This is a genomic window from Komagataeibacter sp. FNDCF1, assembly GCF_021295335.1.
GTDB lineage: Bacteria > Pseudomonadota > Alphaproteobacteria > Acetobacterales > Acetobacteraceae > Komagataeibacter.
The window spans coordinates 1,016,103-1,031,746 of sequence record NZ_JAIWOT010000001.1 but is presented as its reverse complement, the minus strand read 5'-3'; the positions used below and the strand labels follow the sequence as shown (position 1 = coordinate 1,031,746).

Genomic DNA, 15,644 nt, shown 5'->3' with positions numbered 1-15,644 from the left:
GGCCGGAACTAAAGTGATGAAGAGGGTTCGATGGCAGGAGCACGTCCCATACTGATAGCGGACGACGATCAGACTTTACGTCAAATGCTCGTTGAACAGCTACAGATTGATGGTGAATTTGAAGCGATCGAGGCTGGCTCCGTTGCCGAAGCCTGGGAAAGACTGCAGGTGCCGGGCGCCCGGTTCGATGCGATCATTCTCGATGTTTCCCTTCCCGATGGGGATGGTCGTGATTTCTGTGCCGACCTGCGGCGCAAGGGCAAGCGGATCCCGATCATCATCCTGACAGGTTCGGATGACGAGACGGACGTGGTGCGCGGCCTGGACGCGGGCGCCAATGATTACGTGGCCAAGCCGTTCCGCATTGCCGAACTGCTGGCGCGGCTGCGTGCACAGATGCGGATTTTCGAGAACAGCGAGGATGCGGTATTCGCCATCGGGCCATACATCTTCCGCCCGTCGGCCAAGCTACTGCAGGAGACGGCGAAGAACCGCCGTATTCGCCTGACGGAAAAAGAAGCCGCGATCCTGAAATTCCTGTACCGCGCGGGTACGCGCCCGGTGCCGCGTCAGGTGCTGCTTAACGAGGTCTGGGGCTATAACGCCGCAGTGACAACCCATACGCTCGAGACGCATATCTACCGCCTGCGGCAGAAGATCGAGCCCGATCCCACCAATGCCTCCCTGCTGGTGACGGAAGGGGGCGGCTATCGCCTCGACCCCGAAGGGGGCAAGCCCGCCCTGGCCTGAACGACAGGCAGACGGTGAGGATTTTCGTGACGGGCCGCCCGGTTCTGGGTGGCCCGGTCGCATTTCAGGGTGGGCGGGCGCTCAGGCGTCGATATCGATGATGACCGGCACGTGGTCGGATGGCTTTTCCCAGTCCCGCGCATCCTGAAGCACCTGCATGCCACGCAGCGCATCCCGCAGGTCCGGCGTGATCCAGACATGATCGAGCCGCCGCCCGCGGTTTGACGCGCGCCAGTCACGGTTGCGGTATGACCACCAGGTGTACAGCTTCTCCTCCGGGGGGACGAAGTGGCGCATCGCGTCGACAAAGCCGGTCTGCTGCCATGCCAGCAGGCGTTCGGTTTCCGGTGGTGTGTGGCTGACGATCTTCAGGAGCTGCCTGTGGCTCCATACATCGTGCTCCAGCGGGGCGATGTTCAGGTCCCCCACCAGCACCGTGCGCCGCATGGCACGGGCGGAAAACCAGTGGCGCGCTTCTTCCACGAATGCCAGCTTGTGGGCAAATTTCGGGTTTTCTACCGGGTCGGGAATATCGCCACCGGCCGGTACGTAGAAATCATGCACGTCGATCGCGTCATCGCCCGTGCCATGGCGCACGGCCAGATGGCGGCAGTCGCCTTTCTGGCACCAGTCCGGCGTATCTTCCAGCACCTGCACGGGCTGGCGGGACAGGATGGCAACACCGTTATACCCCTTCATGCCCCGGTAGGCGACATGTCCGAATCCCAGCGCGCGCACCGCTTCGTGCGGGAACAGGGCGTCAGGCACCTTGGTTTCCTGCAGGCAGACCATATCGGGTGATGTTTCCGCGCAGAGCCGGGCGAGCAGGGGCATCCGCAGGCGGAGGGAATTGATATTCCAGGTTACGATACGCATATCGGGTGCATTGCCGATCCGGCGCGGGCTGACAAGAATATTTTTCCCACCCGGTCGTACGGTGCGAGACAAAAACAGGAACGAATTATAAAAGGCGGCTGATATTTCGGATAAAAAGGAAACCGGACACACCCATCACGCGAATGCCACAATTTGTCCACTTACGGGGTTGACAGGCTTGAATCCGGCCGATCTTGCGTAAGATTTTTTTTCAGCGCCATGGGTTCTCAAATATAGTTATTATAAAACAGTAGGTTACCGTTAGTGATGTTTTTTTGGGCAATCCAAGTGCAGGAAAGGAAAACCGCCATCCGCACGTTTTTTTCTGCTGCTGCTCCACAGACTTATCCACATCATCAGTGGATGAACGGCTACCGACCATGACAACCGCCATTTCAGCCCCTCCCACCCGGCCGGTGGGGGTGGAGGCGATCCATCATGCCCTGCATACCATGCCGCAATCCCCCGGCGTGTACCGCATGCTCGGGGCAAAGGGGGACGTGCTGTATGTGGGCAAGGCGCTGAACCTGAAGAAGCGCGTGGCGTCCTACACCCATGTCAGCCGCCTGACCGAACGGCTGCGGCGCATGGTGTCCGAAACCCATGGCATGGAGATCGTGACCACCCATACCGAGGCCGAGGCCCTGCTGCTGGAGTCCAATTACATCAAGCGCATGCAGCCGCGGTACAACATCCTGCTGCGCGATGACAAAAGCTATCCGTGGATCATGCTGACCGACCGGCACGACTTTCCCCAGATCAGCAAGCACCGGGGCAAGCCGGTGAAGGGGGCAAGCTACTGGGGGCCATTTGCCTCCGCTTGGTCGGTCAACCAGACGCTCAACCTGCTCCAGCGCACCTTCCTGCTGCGGTCGTGTTCCGACAGCGAGATGCAGGGCCGCACGCGCCCATGCCTGCTGCACCAGATCCACCGCTGCTCCGCCCCCTGTACGGACCGCATAAGCCGCGAGGATTACGCCGAACTGGCGGGTCAGGCGCGTGATTTCCTGGCGGGCAGGAACCCGCACATGCGCGAACAGCTGGGCCACGAGATGGAAGAAGCGGCGCAGGCGCTGGAGTTCGAGCGCGCGGCCGCCATCCGTGACCGCATACGCGGGCTTTCGGCGCTGCAGCAGGATTCCAGCGTCATCAACCCGTCGACGGTAATGGATGCGGACATCATTGCCATCTGGCAGATCGCGGGTCAGTCGTGCATTCAGGTGTTCTTTATCCGCGCGGGACGCAACAACGGCAACCGGGCGTTCTTTCCCAGCCACGCGCGTGACGAGAACGCGCCCGATGTACTCGCCGCCTTCATCGGGCAGTTCTATGACGACAAACCACCGCCCGCCCATGTGCTGGTCAATCAGGACCTGCCGGAACTGGCGGTGCTGACATCGGCCCTGACCCTGCGCCGGGGCCGCAAGGTCGAGATCATCCACCCGCAGCGCGGGGAAAAGCGCGGCGTGATCGAACATGCCGAGATCAACGCGCGTGAAGCGCTGGAGCGCAGGCTGGCCGAAAGTGCCGGGCAGGCACGGCTGCTGCAGGGGGTTGCCGACCTGTTCGGGCTGGACGCGCCGCCACAGCGGATCGAGACCTATGACAACAGCCATATCCAGGGGGCCAACGCCTATGGCGTGATGGTGGTGGGCGGGCCGGAAGGGTTTGACAAGCGGGCCTACCGCAAATTCTCCATAAAGGGACCGGTCACGCCGGGCGATGACTTCGCCATGATGCGCGAGGTGCTGGAACGCCGCTTCCGCCGCGCGCTGAAGGACAGGGAAGAGGGCGTGCGCCCGGAGGACTGGCCCGACATCCTGCTGATCGACGGCGGCGCGGGACAGTACACTGCCGTGCGCGGCGTGCTGGATGAACTGGGGGTGACGGGCGTGACGCTGGTCGCCATTGCCAAGGGGCCGGACAGGGATGCGGGGCGCGAATGGTTCCATATGGCTGGGCGGCCGCCCTTCCAGCTGCCGCCGCGCGACCCGGTGCTGTACTACCTTCAGCGCCTGCGTGACGAGGCGCACCGCTTTGCCATCACCACCCATCGCGCCGGCCGTTCCAAAACGCTGGTGCGCTCGGAACTGGATGATATTCCCGGCGTTGGTCCTGCACGCAAACGCGCGCTGCTCAAGCATTTCGGCTCGGCGCGCAGCGTGCGGCAGGCGGGCCTGGGGGAACTGGAAAATGCACCGGGTATCAACCGTGACATGGCGCGCGTCATATACGGATATTTCCATCCCGACTGGACAGGGGACTGATCGCCTGTCATGCAGATGTGAGCGCAGAACGTGCCTGACAGGCGTTATCAGTATTTCGGCTTTTCTCCATCCTTGGCTATAGCAGTACCAGCATGCTTACCGACCTGCCCAATCTCCTGACCCTGTCCCGCATTGTCGTGGTTCCCCTTGTCGTCGGCCTGGTTGTCCTTCACACCGCCCAGACTGACTGCGCCGCCTGCGTCCTGTTCATCCTGGCCGGGATTACCGACTATCTGGATGGCAAGCTGGCGCGTGCGTGGAACCAGAATTCCGATCTGGGCCGCATGCTCGACCCGATTGCGGACAAGCTGCTGGTGGGCGCGTCGCTCATGGTCATGGCGGGGCTGGGGCGGCTGCCGTATGGCTGCCTGTATCCGGCGATCATCATCCTGTCGCGTGAGATCCTGGTCAGCGGCCTGCGCGAGTACCTGGCCGCGACCCGGGTGGGGCTGCCGGTGACCAGACTCGCCAAATGGAAAACCGGATTCCAGATGACCGCCATCGGCTTCCTGCTGGCGGGCGACAGCACGGCGCATCTGCTGCATATCGGCTGGCTGCCGGTTGATGCGCTGGGTGCCATCATGATGTGGATTGCCGCCATCCTGACCCTGATTACCGGGTGGGATTACCTGTCCACCGGGCTGCGGCATGTCAGTGGCAATCACTCCGGCGCGACAAAATTATCGCCCTGATTACATGAAAAATTAACGCGCCCCGTGGTTGCTCTCTCCTGTAGGCCGACCGGCCTGCCTTGTGCCGGACAGGCCAGAAAGGGAGAACACGGTGCGCAACGCAATGCTGCTATCATTGCTGCTATGTCTGGCCGGATGCGGCGGGTTTGGAAAGATCCTGTCCGATAATACGGAACTGCCCGGAAGCCTGCCCAATACCCCCCGCGCGGACGTGGAAAACATGCGCCGCGTGGCTGGGCAGGCCCCGCAGATGCTGCCGATCCTGCCGGAGGAACATAATATCTGGCCTGTCGTGCCCTCTGGTCAGGCGGCGCTGGCCGCAATCGGCGCCGGGCCGGATGGTCCCACCAGTGCCGCCGACCGCTCGCGACTGGTCGAGCGCGAGGTGGACCTGCCCGCAGGCGGCGAGATGCAGATCGGCAACGATACGCCACCCGATGGCGCACAGGGGGGGCGGGCTTCCATTTCCACATTGTCTTCGGGTGCCGAGGCGACGCATAAGGGCGTGTCGGATTCAGCCATCATCGTCCCGAACGGGGATGGCACCAGCACCGTGGTCGGGGCTGACGGCACGGTTCAGGAACAGCAGACCCCCTGAGGATGGCCCGGAGCCACCCGTCATGGCCTGTATGGCAGGAGATGAGACCGGAATGCTGCGCATTCTCTATTTTGCATGGCTGCGGGACCGGCTTGGCCGCCCCGGTGAGACGATCACCCTGCCGCCGGGTGTGGAGTCAGTGGATGGCCTGATCCATCAGCTGCGCGCCCGTGGCGGCGCGTATGCGGAAATCTTTGCAAGGCCCGAACTGATCCGTGTTGCCGTGAACCAGAGTTTCGCCACAAACGCGGCCTCCATTGCCGCCAATGATGAGATCGCCTTCTTCCCCCCCGTTACGGGAGGCTGACGCCACATGCCCCGCGTTACGATCCGCGTGCAGGCGGAAGCGTTCGATTCCACCCATGAGACCGCGCAGCTGCTGGCGGACGGGGAAGCCGTGGGGGGCGTTGGCGCGTTTACCGGTTTTGTCCGTGGTGGGAATGGCCTGGTGGCGCTGGAACTGGAGCACTATCCCGGCATGACCGAGACCATGATGCGCCAGATTGCCGAATCCGCCTGCGCGCGATTCGGGCTTGCGGGCTGCACCGTCATCCACCGCGTGGGCCGGCTGGAGGTGGGCATGCCGATCGTGCTGGTACTGTGCGCCGCAGCCCACCGCGCGGCGGCGCTGGAGGCGACGGCGTTCATGATGGACTGGCTCAAGACCCACGCACCATTCTGGAAACGCGAGGAATTTGCCGATGGAAGCACGGCCTGGGTCGAGCCGCGTGCCTGTGATGATGCGGCCACCACGCGCTGGGGCACGCTGGGGGCATAAAAGTGACAGGGGCAAAATTTAAAAAAATAAAAGTCGCCCTGCAAAGCCTTGACCCCAGCTTGTCCGCTGATTCGGAACATCGCTCCACATTTTGTCCCCATACATTATGTAGTGCAATCGACCGTCGTTTGATCCATATATGGGGTCATATTGAAATCGACGCCTAGGCCCGCACACAGGATCCGACCGGTCCTGCGCGTGGCTGCGGGCGATTTATCGGAGAAAATGAATGGTCCTGGACGATGTATCCGGCGGCATGGTCGATGGTTCAGCCAGCGGGGATGGAATCGTTCAGGGAAAGGACAGTGCCACGATGCCTGAAATGTCTGACATGCTGGACAATGTGGTCCAGCTGCCCGGCCATCACCCCGTGCGGGTGGACCATGCCCGTGATGCGCTGCTGACGGCGTTTGGCAAGGCCACGCTGGATAACCGCTATCTGCTGCCCGGTGAAAGCTACCAGGACCTGTTCGGTCGCGTGGCGTCCTACTACGGGGCGAATCCCGCCCATGCGCAGCGCCTGTATGACTATATCTCGCGCCACTGGTTCATGCCCGCAACGCCCGTCCTGTCCAATGGCGGCACGACGCGCGGCCTGCCCATCTCATGCTTCCTGAACGAGGCGAATGACAGCCTGCGCGGCATCGTGGACCTGTGGAACGAGAATGTCTGGCTGGCGTCCAAGGGCGGTGGCATCGGCTCGTACTGGGGCAACCTGCGCTCGATTGGCGAGAATGTGGGCCGTAACGGCAAGACGTCCGGCGTCATTCCGTTCATCCGCGTGATGGACAGCCTGACGCTGGCCATCAGCCAGGGCTCGCTGCGCCGCGGGTCGGCTGCGGTGTACCTGCCGGTCTGGCATCCCGAGATCGAGGAATTCATCGAACTGCGCCGCCCCACGGGTGGTGACCCCAACCGCAAGGCGCTCAACCTGCATCATGGCGTGCTGGTGCCCGACGCCTTCATGCGCGCGGTGGCGGATGATGACGAATGGGCGCTGCTTTCCCCCAAGGACAACACGGTCATCCGCAAGATCTCGGCGCGCGCGCTGTGGATCCGCATCCTGACCGCGCGCATGGAGCAGGGGGAGCCGTACATCATCTTCTCCGACCATGTGAACAATGCCCGTCCCGAGCACCACAAGCTGGCGGGGCTGGAAGTCAAGACCTCCAACCTGTGTGCGGAAATCACGCTGCCCACCGGCATGGACCAGCATGGCCGCGAGCGCACGGCGGTGTGCTGCCTGTCCTCCCTCAACCTGGAGACGTGGGACGAGTGGAAGGATAACCCGCAGTTCATCGAGGACGTGATGCTGTTCCTCGACAATGTGCTGCAGGACTTCATCGACCGCGCGCCGGACGACATGGAGCGCGCCCGCTACGCCGCCATGCGCGAGCGTTCGGTCGGCCTGGGGGTGATGGGGTTCCACTCCTTCCTGCAGGCCAACAATGTTCCGTTTGAAAGTGTTGTGGCCAAAAGCTGGAACCGCAAGATTTTCAGGCACATCCGCACGCAGGCCGACGCGGCATCCCGCAAGCTGGCCGAAGAGCGCGGGCCATGCCCGGATGCCGCGGATTATGGCGTGATGGAGCGATTCTCCAACAAGATGGCGATCGCGCCCACGGCGTCGATCTCGATCATCGCGGGCAATGCCAGCCCCGGCATCGAGCCGATTGCCGCCAATGTGTTCCTGCAGAAGACACTGTCCGGCTCGTTCACCGTGCGTAACCGCCATCTTGACCGCCTGCTGACCGAACGCGGCCAGAACACGGGCGAGGTCTGGTCCTCCATCACGCTGAACAAGGGCAGCGTCCAGCATCTGGATTTCCTGACCCAGCAGGAAAAGGACGTGTTCAAGACCGCATTCGAACTGGACCAGCGCTGGGTGATCGAACATGCGGCCGATCGCGCGCCCTTCATCTGCCAGGCACAGTCGATCAACATCTTCCTGCCCGCTAACGTGCACAAGCGTGACCTGCACCAGATCCATTACATGGCGTGGAAGCGGGGCGTGAAGTCACTGTATTACTGCCGCTCGCTGTCCATCCAGCGTGCCGATGCGGTCAGTGACGGGCAGGAAAAGCGCGACATGACGCACAAAGAGGGGAGCAGTCCGGCTGAAGGGGCGGGGCCTGCCACCACCACGGATTATGAGGAATGCCTGGCCTGCCAGTAACCGGCCGGCCAGCAACATATCCCTCCGGCTTTATGCGGGAGGTACCGATTATGCTCCGCTGCCGGGCCTGCGCCCGGCAGCTTAACCCATGTACAGGACAGCACGGCCATGACCGATACAGCCCCCGTCGCAGATGCCCCCGTGGAACAGAGCCTGCTGACGGCCAACCCCGTCTACAAGCCGTTCCGCTATCCGTGGGCCTATGATGCATGGCTGACCCAGCAGCGCGTCCACTGGCTGCCCGAGGAAGTGCCGCTGGCCGATGACGTGAAGGACTGGCACCGCACCCTGAGCGAGAGCGAGCGGCATCTGGTGACCCAGATCTTCCGCTTCTTCACGCAGTCGGATGTGGAGGTGAACAACTGCTACATGAAGCACTACAGCCAGGTGTTCAAACCGACTGAAGTGCTGATGATGCTCTCGGCGTTTTCCAACATCGAGACCATCCACATCGCTGCCTACAGTCATCTGCTCGATACCATCGGCATGCCCGAGACCGAGTATTCCGCTTTCCTTAAATATAAGGAAATGAAGGATAAATATGACTACATGCAGCAGTTCTCGGTCAGTGATAACTACCAGATCGCCCGCACGCTGGCAGCCTTTGGCGCATTTACCGAAGGGCTGCAGCTTTTTGCCTCGTTTGCCATCCTGCTGAACTTCCCCCGCCACAACAAGCTCAAGGGCATGGGGCAGATCGTGTCGTGGTCGGTGCGTGACGAATCGCTGCACTGTGATTCGATGGCCCGGCTGTTCCGGGTGTTCGTGCAGGAAAACCCGGAAATCTGGACCGATACCCTGCGTGATGACATCCGCCAGATCTGTCGTGACATCGTCGATCACGAGGATGCGTTCATCGACCTGTCCTTCGAGATGGGGGCGGTGGAAGGCCTGGATGCCGGACAGGTCAAGCGCTACATCCGCTTCGTGGCCAACCGCCGCCTAGGCCAGCTGGGGCTGGATGGAATCTATGACATCGCCACCAACCCGCTGCCGTGGGTGGACGAGATGGTCAACGCGGTCGAACACGCCAATTTCTTTGAAAACCGGGCAACCGAATACAGCCGCGCTTCCACCACGGGCACGTGGGATGAAGCCTTCGGCGACTGAACCGGCGCGTCCCAAAGAATAAAAGTTTTTTGGGTGCCGCCTTTTTTTCAAAAAGGCGGCGTTCCCTGAAGCATTTTGAAAAAAGCTTCGCCAAAAAACTTTTTCAGCCCGCCAGCGGTGCGCCACCCTCCAGTACCGCGCGCGCGGCGGGGGTAAAGCCGCCACCTGCTTCATGCAGCACCAGTCCGGGCAGCATCTGGCTGCCCGCGCGTGAATTGGCACGCCCCTGCACCAGTACGATGCGTGCTGCGTGACCAGGGCGTGGCCAGAACGGAAAAATCCGTATGCCGCCCAGGCGTGCCGTTTCCATTGCGCTCACGCCCGCGCCCAGCAGGCTGGCGGGCAGGGCAAGGGTCAGCGTACCATGATGGCGCAGTTGGGCCGCCATCACGCGCACCCAGCCCGGCAGCTGCCCCGTGGGCGGGCGCCGGGCAAGGTCACGCTGTGTATGGGGCGACGCCGAGGAATCGTGCCCATGCCATGGCGGGTTGGCAAAGGCATGGTCGATGCGCCGCAGGCCGGGGCCGGACAGCAGCGGGTCATCGGGCAGGGCAGGCAGGGTGGTCTGGCGCACCCGCAGCCCGTCACGTCCATTAAGCTGGAAATTATGGGCGGCAAGGCTGGCGGTGGCACTGTCATGTTCCAGTCCGATTCCGGTCAGTCCCGGCACCCGATTCGCAAGGCAGAGAAGCCCCGCGCCCGCGCCGCATCCGCCTTCGGCAACCACCTGTCCGGGGCGCGCAGGCACAAAAGCAGCCATCAGAACCGGCTCCAGTCCGGTCCGGTTTCCGGTCGGAAACTGGCGATAGATTACCTTTCCGCCCAGCAAAGTGCCGGTTGTGACCGGGTCCATGCCGGATGGTGGAGGGGGCAGGATGCCTGCCGTCCCGTACCCCATGCCTGCGTGCTCCGGCTTGACCGTTATTCCAGCGCCGCCCATATACTCGTATCTATGTTCATACATTCGGAACCGGGAGAGTAACCTTTTGGCCCTAGCAGTTAGTCTGCCGGAATCCGACGAAACGGCAAGTCAGAAAGACGAAGGGGCTCGCCGCCCGATGGCAGATGGATCAGAAGTCGCCCTGCGCGATCTGGCGGAATATCTTGCGGATGACATGGCGGCGTGCAATCGCGCCATTGTCGAGCGGATGGACAGCCCGGTTGCGCTCATTCCCCAGCTTGCGGCCCATCTGGTGGCTGCCGGTGGCAAGCGGCTGCGCCCGCTGCTGACACTGGCCTCAGCCCGGCTGTGCGGCTACGAACCCGATGCCACGCACCAGCGCCATGTAGGTCTGGCAGCCTGTGTGGAGTTCATTCACACCGCAACCCTGCTGCATGATGACGTGGTGGATGAAAGTTCCCTGCGCCGCGGCATGGCCAGCGCGAATGCGGTGTTCGGCAACAAGGCATCGGTACTGGTGGGGGACTTCCTGTTCGCCCGCTCGTTCCAGCTCATGACGGATGATGGCTCGCTCAAGGTCATGAATATCCTCTCATCCGCTTCCGCCACCATTGCGGAAGGGGAAGTGCTGCAGATGTCCACGCAGAATGACCTTTCCACGCGCATTGACCAGTATCTGGAAGTGATTCATGGCAAAACTGCGGCGCTTTTTGCGGCAGCCTGCCGTGTAGGTGCGGTGGTGGCCGGACGGGACGAGATGGTGGAACGCGCCCTCGAATCCTATGGCACCAACCTTGGCATGGCCTTCCAACTGGTGGATGACGCGCTGGATTACGCTGCCGACCAGGCCCATCTGGGCAAGACGGTGGGTGATGATTTCCGTGAAGGCAAGATCACCCTGCCGGTGCTTGCAGCCTATGCCGCCGGGTCGGAGGAGGACCGCGCATTCTGGCAGCGCGTGATCGAACAGAGCGAACAGCAGCCCGAGGACCTGGATCACGCCCTGCAACTGATTGCCCGGACCGGTGCCATCCGCATCACGCTCGACCGTGCCACCGAATATGCGCAGGCCGCGTGTGAAGCGCTGTCCATCTTCCCCCCCAGCCGCCTGCGTCAGCTATTGCAGGACACGGCCAGCTATACCGTCAACCGCCTGCGCTAGGGTGCAGGCGTACGGGATTTTACGTTTTTTGCATGCATCAACCGTGGCGGGCGGCACCATCCCGCCTGCCTGCCCGGCATGAGCAGGCCTGCCGGGTTTCATGGGATATGCGGCAGGGCCTCATCTTCCTGAAACAGGGATGGCGCATCCGGTCCGTAACCCAGCCTTGCAAGGCCGGGCAGCAGGGCAGGGAGGTCAGCCGGCATGGCCGTGAAGCTGACCTGCTCCCCCTCCACGGGGGCCACCGTTGCGCCGGGGGCTGCACATTCCGCCAGCACACGTGCGGTCTGGCGCGCCACGGCAGGAGCCGGGTCCAGCCATGTTACGCCCGTCGGGCCGACTTCACGCATGGCGTCGAGCAGGAAGGTGTAGTGCGTGCAACCAATGCCGACCACGTCAATATTTTCTCCCCCTTCCTGCCCGAACAGCCCGTGAAGTTCGGCCCTGAGTTTTGCGTGGTCCGGCGGCAGGCCGCGAAAGGCCTGTTCCGCCATATCGGCCAGACCACGCGCGCCGTGGGCCAGCAGGGTGCAGTGGGGGGCAAAGCGGGCATGCAGGTCCAGCAGATAGGGCCTGCGTACCGTGGCGCGGGTGGCCAGCAGCCCGATGGTGCCGGTACGGGTGCGGTCCGCCGCCCATTTTATGGGCGGCACGCAGCCGATAAAAGGCACGGCGTAAGTCGCGCGCAGGCTATCCAGCGCCAGGGTGCTGGCGGTATTGCAGGCAACCACCACCACGCTGGGGCGCAGGCGGGCAATGGCCTGGCCCAACAGGGTGACAATCCGCTGCCTGAGCAGGATATCGGGCTGTTCGCCATAGGGAAAAACGGCAGTATCGGCCAGGTAATCGATCGGGACGCCCGGTAGCAGCGTGCGGAGCTGGGCTACAATCCCCAGCCCGCCAATACCGGAATCGAATGCAAGGATCCGCGCCATCAGTCAGCCCGGATCAGGCTCCGGCATCACGCTTTGCCTTGAGGGCAAGCGCTTCCTCCGCACTGCCCACGCCGCCATGCCTTGCCGACCATGCGCAGGGGTCTTCAAGGAAACGTCGGACCTCGGCAGCATCTTTTTCTGCAAAGTAGGGCTTGCCGGCACAGGCCTCCAGCACGTCCCACCATGTGCAGAGCGCATGCAGGCTTATGTTCATGTCGGCCAGCGTGCGGTAGGCACCGGGGAATACGCCATAGAAAAACACAACGAATGTGTGATCTACGATCGCACCGGCATTGCGCAGGGCATTGGCGAACTGTACCTTGGATGACCCATCCGTGGTCAGGTCTTCCACCAGCAGGGTGCGCATGCCTTCGGGCACATCACCTTCGATCTGTGCGTTGCGGCCGAAACCCTTGGGCTTCTTGCGCACATAGGCCATGGGCGCCATCATGCGGTCGGCAATCCAGGCGGCGAAGGGAATGCCCGCCGTCTCGCCCCCCACAACCGCGTCGATGCTTTCGTAACCGACATGGCGGCCGATCTTTTCCACCGCCAGTTCCATGATCTTCTGCCGCGCGCGCGGGAAGAAGATGATGCGGCGGCAGTCGATATAAACCGGGGATTTCCAGCCTGATGTCAGGGTATAGGGATCATCGGGGCGGAAATTGACAGCCTTTATTTCCAGCAGCAGGCGCGCCGTCATCAGCGCGGCATCACGGTCCCACGCCGTTGACCCTGTTGAAAGTCCAGCCCCGTTCCCCGTGGCGTCGTGCATACCCTATCTCCGGCCCAATGATATGTGCTGTCGTGAATGACTGTACAGACGATTAACCGCAACAGATGGGAAAATCCATCGGTCAGCGCGGGCCTGTGCCAGAATTGCCGAAAAAAAGCTGCTGTTGGAAACATAACGTGACCTGAACGGCAGGGTAGGGGGCCATGCTTCCCTTGCCCCCGAGGGGTATTCGCTCTAATATGCCAATACTGATAATCATTCTCATTAATGGATCATCGCATCGTGTCCGTTGAAAACAGTCGCATCTCCCGCAAGTGTGAGCGTGCCGTCATCACCGCCTACCAGGAACTGCGTGGCGTCGGGACCAGCGATGTATCGGCGTTTCATGCCTGTACCACGCTGTACCGGATCCACCATCCCGAATCCTCGCTTAACGAGGCACGGCGTCTGGTGTCGGAATGGATCGACCATCACGTCATTCAGAAGCGTTCCGGCCCGACAAATGGCTGCGAGTGTGAATGATCATTCGGAAATTCTCTGACACAAAGATGAGGCGTACTGCATGAGCAGTTCGTCTCTTTGATGTTATATGTGATTAAAGAAACATTTAGATTTCTAATATCTGAAATCCACAAGTCACTAAAAAATCGTAAATTTTGTCGTACATGATTGGTAAGCGCGTGAGATCATGCGCATCGCCATGAGGAACGAATATTACAAGACCTTGTCGTGCCCGTGTTAATAATACGCGGTAAGCATTGATAAGGTATGCTTGGCGCATCGGATCATGGATTTGACCCCAGCGTGTCCCAGCAAAGCGCCACGCTTTCCATTGTACGTCATGACGTAAATTGGCATCCCAGCATAGACAGGCCCAATCTAGTTCTAGTCCTTGTACGTCAAATTCCGTAGCAGCATCTTCTAGGGCATCTGATGATCGCACATCATCAGGGCGTGCAAGAAACCATTTTGTCGGTTCGATTTGGGATTTAACAAAAATACCGTAGGGTTTGAGACGGCTTGCATTTGATGAAGCTAAAAGCCCGGCACGTTCGTTGCCTCGCCGTTTGTTTCTTAGCCAGTGCCTTGCTTTTGCTAAGTCACGTGTAATAAATAATGGATAATGATTCAGTGTTTCTTTAGTTTTTTTAGCATTCTCTTTGTCGCCTTTTAACATATATCCGACGAAATCAGAAAGTCTTTCTGCTCGAAATGAACGGATAGAGGTGGCTAGATGCAAACAGGGGGTCAATATTTCGTTTGAGACTGAGCAAGAATGCACTAAAGTTCCGGGTAGATGAACCTGCCAATGTGCAAAATAGCATTGCAGAGTACGAAGCCACTCTTCAATACCAGCTTCACCAGTATTAATTTCTTGGCCATTTCCGACAAGGCAGATAATAGCGCACCAATCAGTATGACGGTCCATTACACTCAGCAAAAATCTAGGCTCTGACATAGAAAAACCATGTTGTCCTTTCTTTTGCTGCATAAATTTAGATGTTTGCTCAATGTTCCATGCACGTTGAGCTTCATCAAAAATGACAACTTTTTCGATAGGGGGCTGATCTGTCGTAAGGGCCTCGTCACGAAAATGATGAATATTTTGAATGAAAGCGCTTGCGCGACGCCTTTCTTCCACCTTGCTTGATGGTTGGCCTTTAAAATGTGCTTGAGCAACAGCATCAAGGGCTAGCGCTTCACGCAGGACCTCAACAAGAGGACCGTTTCCGGATAGGAAAACAGCATGCTCATCGCTATGCATGCGTTGTCGAGATGTGGCTATATTAAGACCAGCAAGAGTTTTGCCTGAGCCGGGGACACCAGTAATAAAGCATATCATTTTACGGTGTGTGCGTTTGGCATTTTCAATGGCTTCAGCCACGTAATCTGCAGTGTGCGTTAAATTCTCAGCCCCGGACTCAGAACGTGAGATTTCGTCAACATCGTGGCCTTGATAAAGCGCTTGAGCTGCTTCAACGATGGTTGGAGTAGGTTTGTAACGGCCTTTAACCCATTTTTCCGCAGGCAAAGGCGATGTATTTATACAGTGTGCTATGTGTTTTATTACCACAGGTAATAGGCTTGGTGTAACTTTTAAAGGCTTGGAAAGACCATCAGCATCCCAATGCACGTGTGGTTCATGCGACTCCTTTGCTTGTGTTGCAACAAGAATTGGCACAATTCGTTGATTATGGCTAGTTTCGTGGAAATGTTTTAAGTCTAGACCGTAACCGTACACTTGGTCCAAACTAGATTGATCGAATTGGGAAGCGCCAACTTTGTATTCGATCACATAAATTATCCCTTTAAACAGGATAACAAGATCAACCCGTCGTCCCATCCGCGGAATAAGAAATTCCATAAAAAAATGAGCACCAGGCAGTTGTTCTGCTAGTTCTCGTAAATGCCTGATTTGGTAATCCCAAGCGGCTCTTTGGGTTGGCTCAATGGCAAAGGGAAGCTTCTGAGCTAATAATCCGAATAAATAGCTATTATTCGTAAATTCAACTTCAGATGATTCGATCGATAAATATGCACGGTCCATGCCCGTATGGTGACTTAGTCGATGTGTTATGACAATATCAATCTAAGTGATTCGATTTTCTGAAAACCAGACTGTTATGCCAGGCAGGAAGGATACCTGCCTGGCATAAATTTTT

At 59.6% G+C, this 15,644-nt stretch carries 15 protein-coding genes; 10 read left to right on the top strand and 5 right to left on the bottom strand.

What is annotated here, in order from left to right:
• Nucleotides 1-30: 30 nt before the first annotated feature.
• A complete protein-coding gene (locus LDL32_RS04810) occupies nucleotides 31-750 on the top strand; it encodes a response regulator transcription factor (protein WP_233064851.1) in 720 nt (239 codons plus the stop codon).
• 81 nt (nucleotides 751-831) lie between these two features.
• On the opposite strand, the gene LDL32_RS04805 is transcribed toward LDL32_RS04810, so the two are convergent.
• Entirely contained in the window at nucleotides 832-1,626 is a 795-nt protein-coding gene (locus LDL32_RS04805; protein ID WP_233064850.1) for an exodeoxyribonuclease III, read from the bottom strand.
• A 380-nt stretch (nucleotides 1,627-2,006) separates the two neighbouring features.
• Here LDL32_RS04805 and uvrC point away from each other — a divergent pair, with 380 nt between their 5' ends.
• The 7 genes from uvrC (at nucleotide 2,007) to LDL32_RS04770 (ending at nucleotide 9,247) form a co-directional block, all read left to right on the top strand.
• The gene (gene uvrC / locus LDL32_RS04800) at nucleotides 2,007-3,893 is read left to right on the top strand and encodes an excinuclease ABC subunit UvrC (RefSeq protein ID WP_233064849.1); all 1,887 of its coding nucleotides are present in this window, start codon (nucleotides 2,007-2,009) and stop codon (nucleotides 3,891-3,893) included.
• 92 nt (nucleotides 3,894-3,985) lie between these two features.
• Entirely contained in the window at nucleotides 3,986-4,585 is a 600-nt protein-coding gene (gene pgsA / locus LDL32_RS04795; RefSeq protein WP_233064848.1) for a CDP-diacylglycerol--glycerol-3-phosphate 3-phosphatidyltransferase, read from the top strand.
• Nucleotides 4,586-4,676: 91 nt separating this feature from the next.
• Entirely contained in the window at nucleotides 4,677-5,183 is a 507-nt protein-coding gene (locus LDL32_RS04790) for a hypothetical protein (protein WP_233064847.1), read from the top strand.
• A gap of 52 nt (nucleotides 5,184-5,235) precedes the next feature.
• Complete coding sequence (gene moaD / locus LDL32_RS04785) at nucleotides 5,236-5,490, top strand: molybdopterin converting factor subunit 1 (protein WP_233068707.1); 255 nt, start codon at nucleotides 5,236-5,238, stop codon at nucleotides 5,488-5,490.
• 6 nt (nucleotides 5,491-5,496) lie between these two features.
• On the top strand, nucleotides 5,497-5,961 hold the full coding sequence (locus LDL32_RS04780; protein ID WP_233064846.1) for a molybdenum cofactor biosynthesis protein MoaE: 465 nt from the start codon (nucleotides 5,497-5,499) through the stop codon (nucleotides 5,959-5,961).
• Nucleotides 5,962-6,190: 229 nt separating this feature from the next.
• Nucleotides 6,191-8,137: a ribonucleoside-diphosphate reductase subunit alpha gene (locus tag LDL32_RS04775; RefSeq protein ID WP_370636637.1), complete on the top strand. Its 1,947-nt coding sequence runs from the start codon at nucleotides 6,191-6,193 to the stop codon at nucleotides 8,135-8,137.
• 108 nt (nucleotides 8,138-8,245) lie between these two features.
• A complete protein-coding gene (locus LDL32_RS04770) occupies nucleotides 8,246-9,247 on the top strand; it encodes a ribonucleotide-diphosphate reductase subunit beta (protein ID WP_233064845.1) in 1,002 nt (333 codons plus the stop codon).
• A gap of 103 nt (nucleotides 9,248-9,350) precedes the next feature.
• Here the strand turns inward: LDL32_RS04770 and LDL32_RS04765 are convergent, their stop codons facing one another.
• Nucleotides 9,351-10,100, bottom strand: a complete 750-nt coding sequence (locus LDL32_RS04765) for a tRNA1(Val) (adenine(37)-N6)-methyltransferase (protein WP_370636749.1) — start codon at nucleotides 10,098-10,100, stop codon at nucleotides 9,351-9,353.
• A gap of 205 nt (nucleotides 10,101-10,305) precedes the next feature.
• Here LDL32_RS04765 and LDL32_RS04760 point away from each other — a divergent pair, with 205 nt between their 5' ends.
• On the top strand, nucleotides 10,306-11,310 hold the full coding sequence (locus tag LDL32_RS04760) for a polyprenyl synthetase family protein (RefSeq protein ID WP_233064842.1): 1,005 nt from the start codon (nucleotides 10,306-10,308) through the stop codon (nucleotides 11,308-11,310).
• A gap of 98 nt (nucleotides 11,311-11,408) precedes the next feature.
• Here LDL32_RS04760 and LDL32_RS04755 read toward each other — a convergent pair whose 3' ends face one another.
• Nucleotides 11,409-12,245, bottom strand: a complete 837-nt coding sequence (locus tag LDL32_RS04755) for a glutamate racemase (RefSeq protein ID WP_233064840.1) — start codon at nucleotides 12,243-12,245, stop codon at nucleotides 11,409-11,411.
• A 13-nt stretch (nucleotides 12,246-12,258) separates the two neighbouring features.
• A complete protein-coding gene (locus LDL32_RS04750) occupies nucleotides 12,259-13,020 on the bottom strand; it encodes an orotate phosphoribosyltransferase (protein WP_233064838.1) in 762 nt (253 codons plus the stop codon).
• Between the two features lie 228 nt (nucleotides 13,021-13,248).
• Here LDL32_RS04750 and LDL32_RS04745 point away from each other — a divergent pair, with 228 nt between their 5' ends.
• Nucleotides 13,249-13,503: a hypothetical protein gene (locus tag LDL32_RS04745; protein WP_233064836.1), complete on the top strand. Its 255-nt coding sequence runs from the start codon at nucleotides 13,249-13,251 to the stop codon at nucleotides 13,501-13,503.
• Nucleotides 13,504-13,588: 85 nt separating this feature from the next.
• Here LDL32_RS04745 and LDL32_RS04740 read toward each other — a convergent pair whose 3' ends face one another.
• The gene (locus LDL32_RS04740) at nucleotides 13,589-15,529 is read right to left on the bottom strand and encodes a DUF2075 domain-containing protein (RefSeq protein ID WP_233064835.1); all 1,941 of its coding nucleotides are present in this window, start codon (nucleotides 15,527-15,529) and stop codon (nucleotides 13,589-13,591) included.
• Nucleotides 15,530-15,644 lie beyond the last annotated feature (115 nt).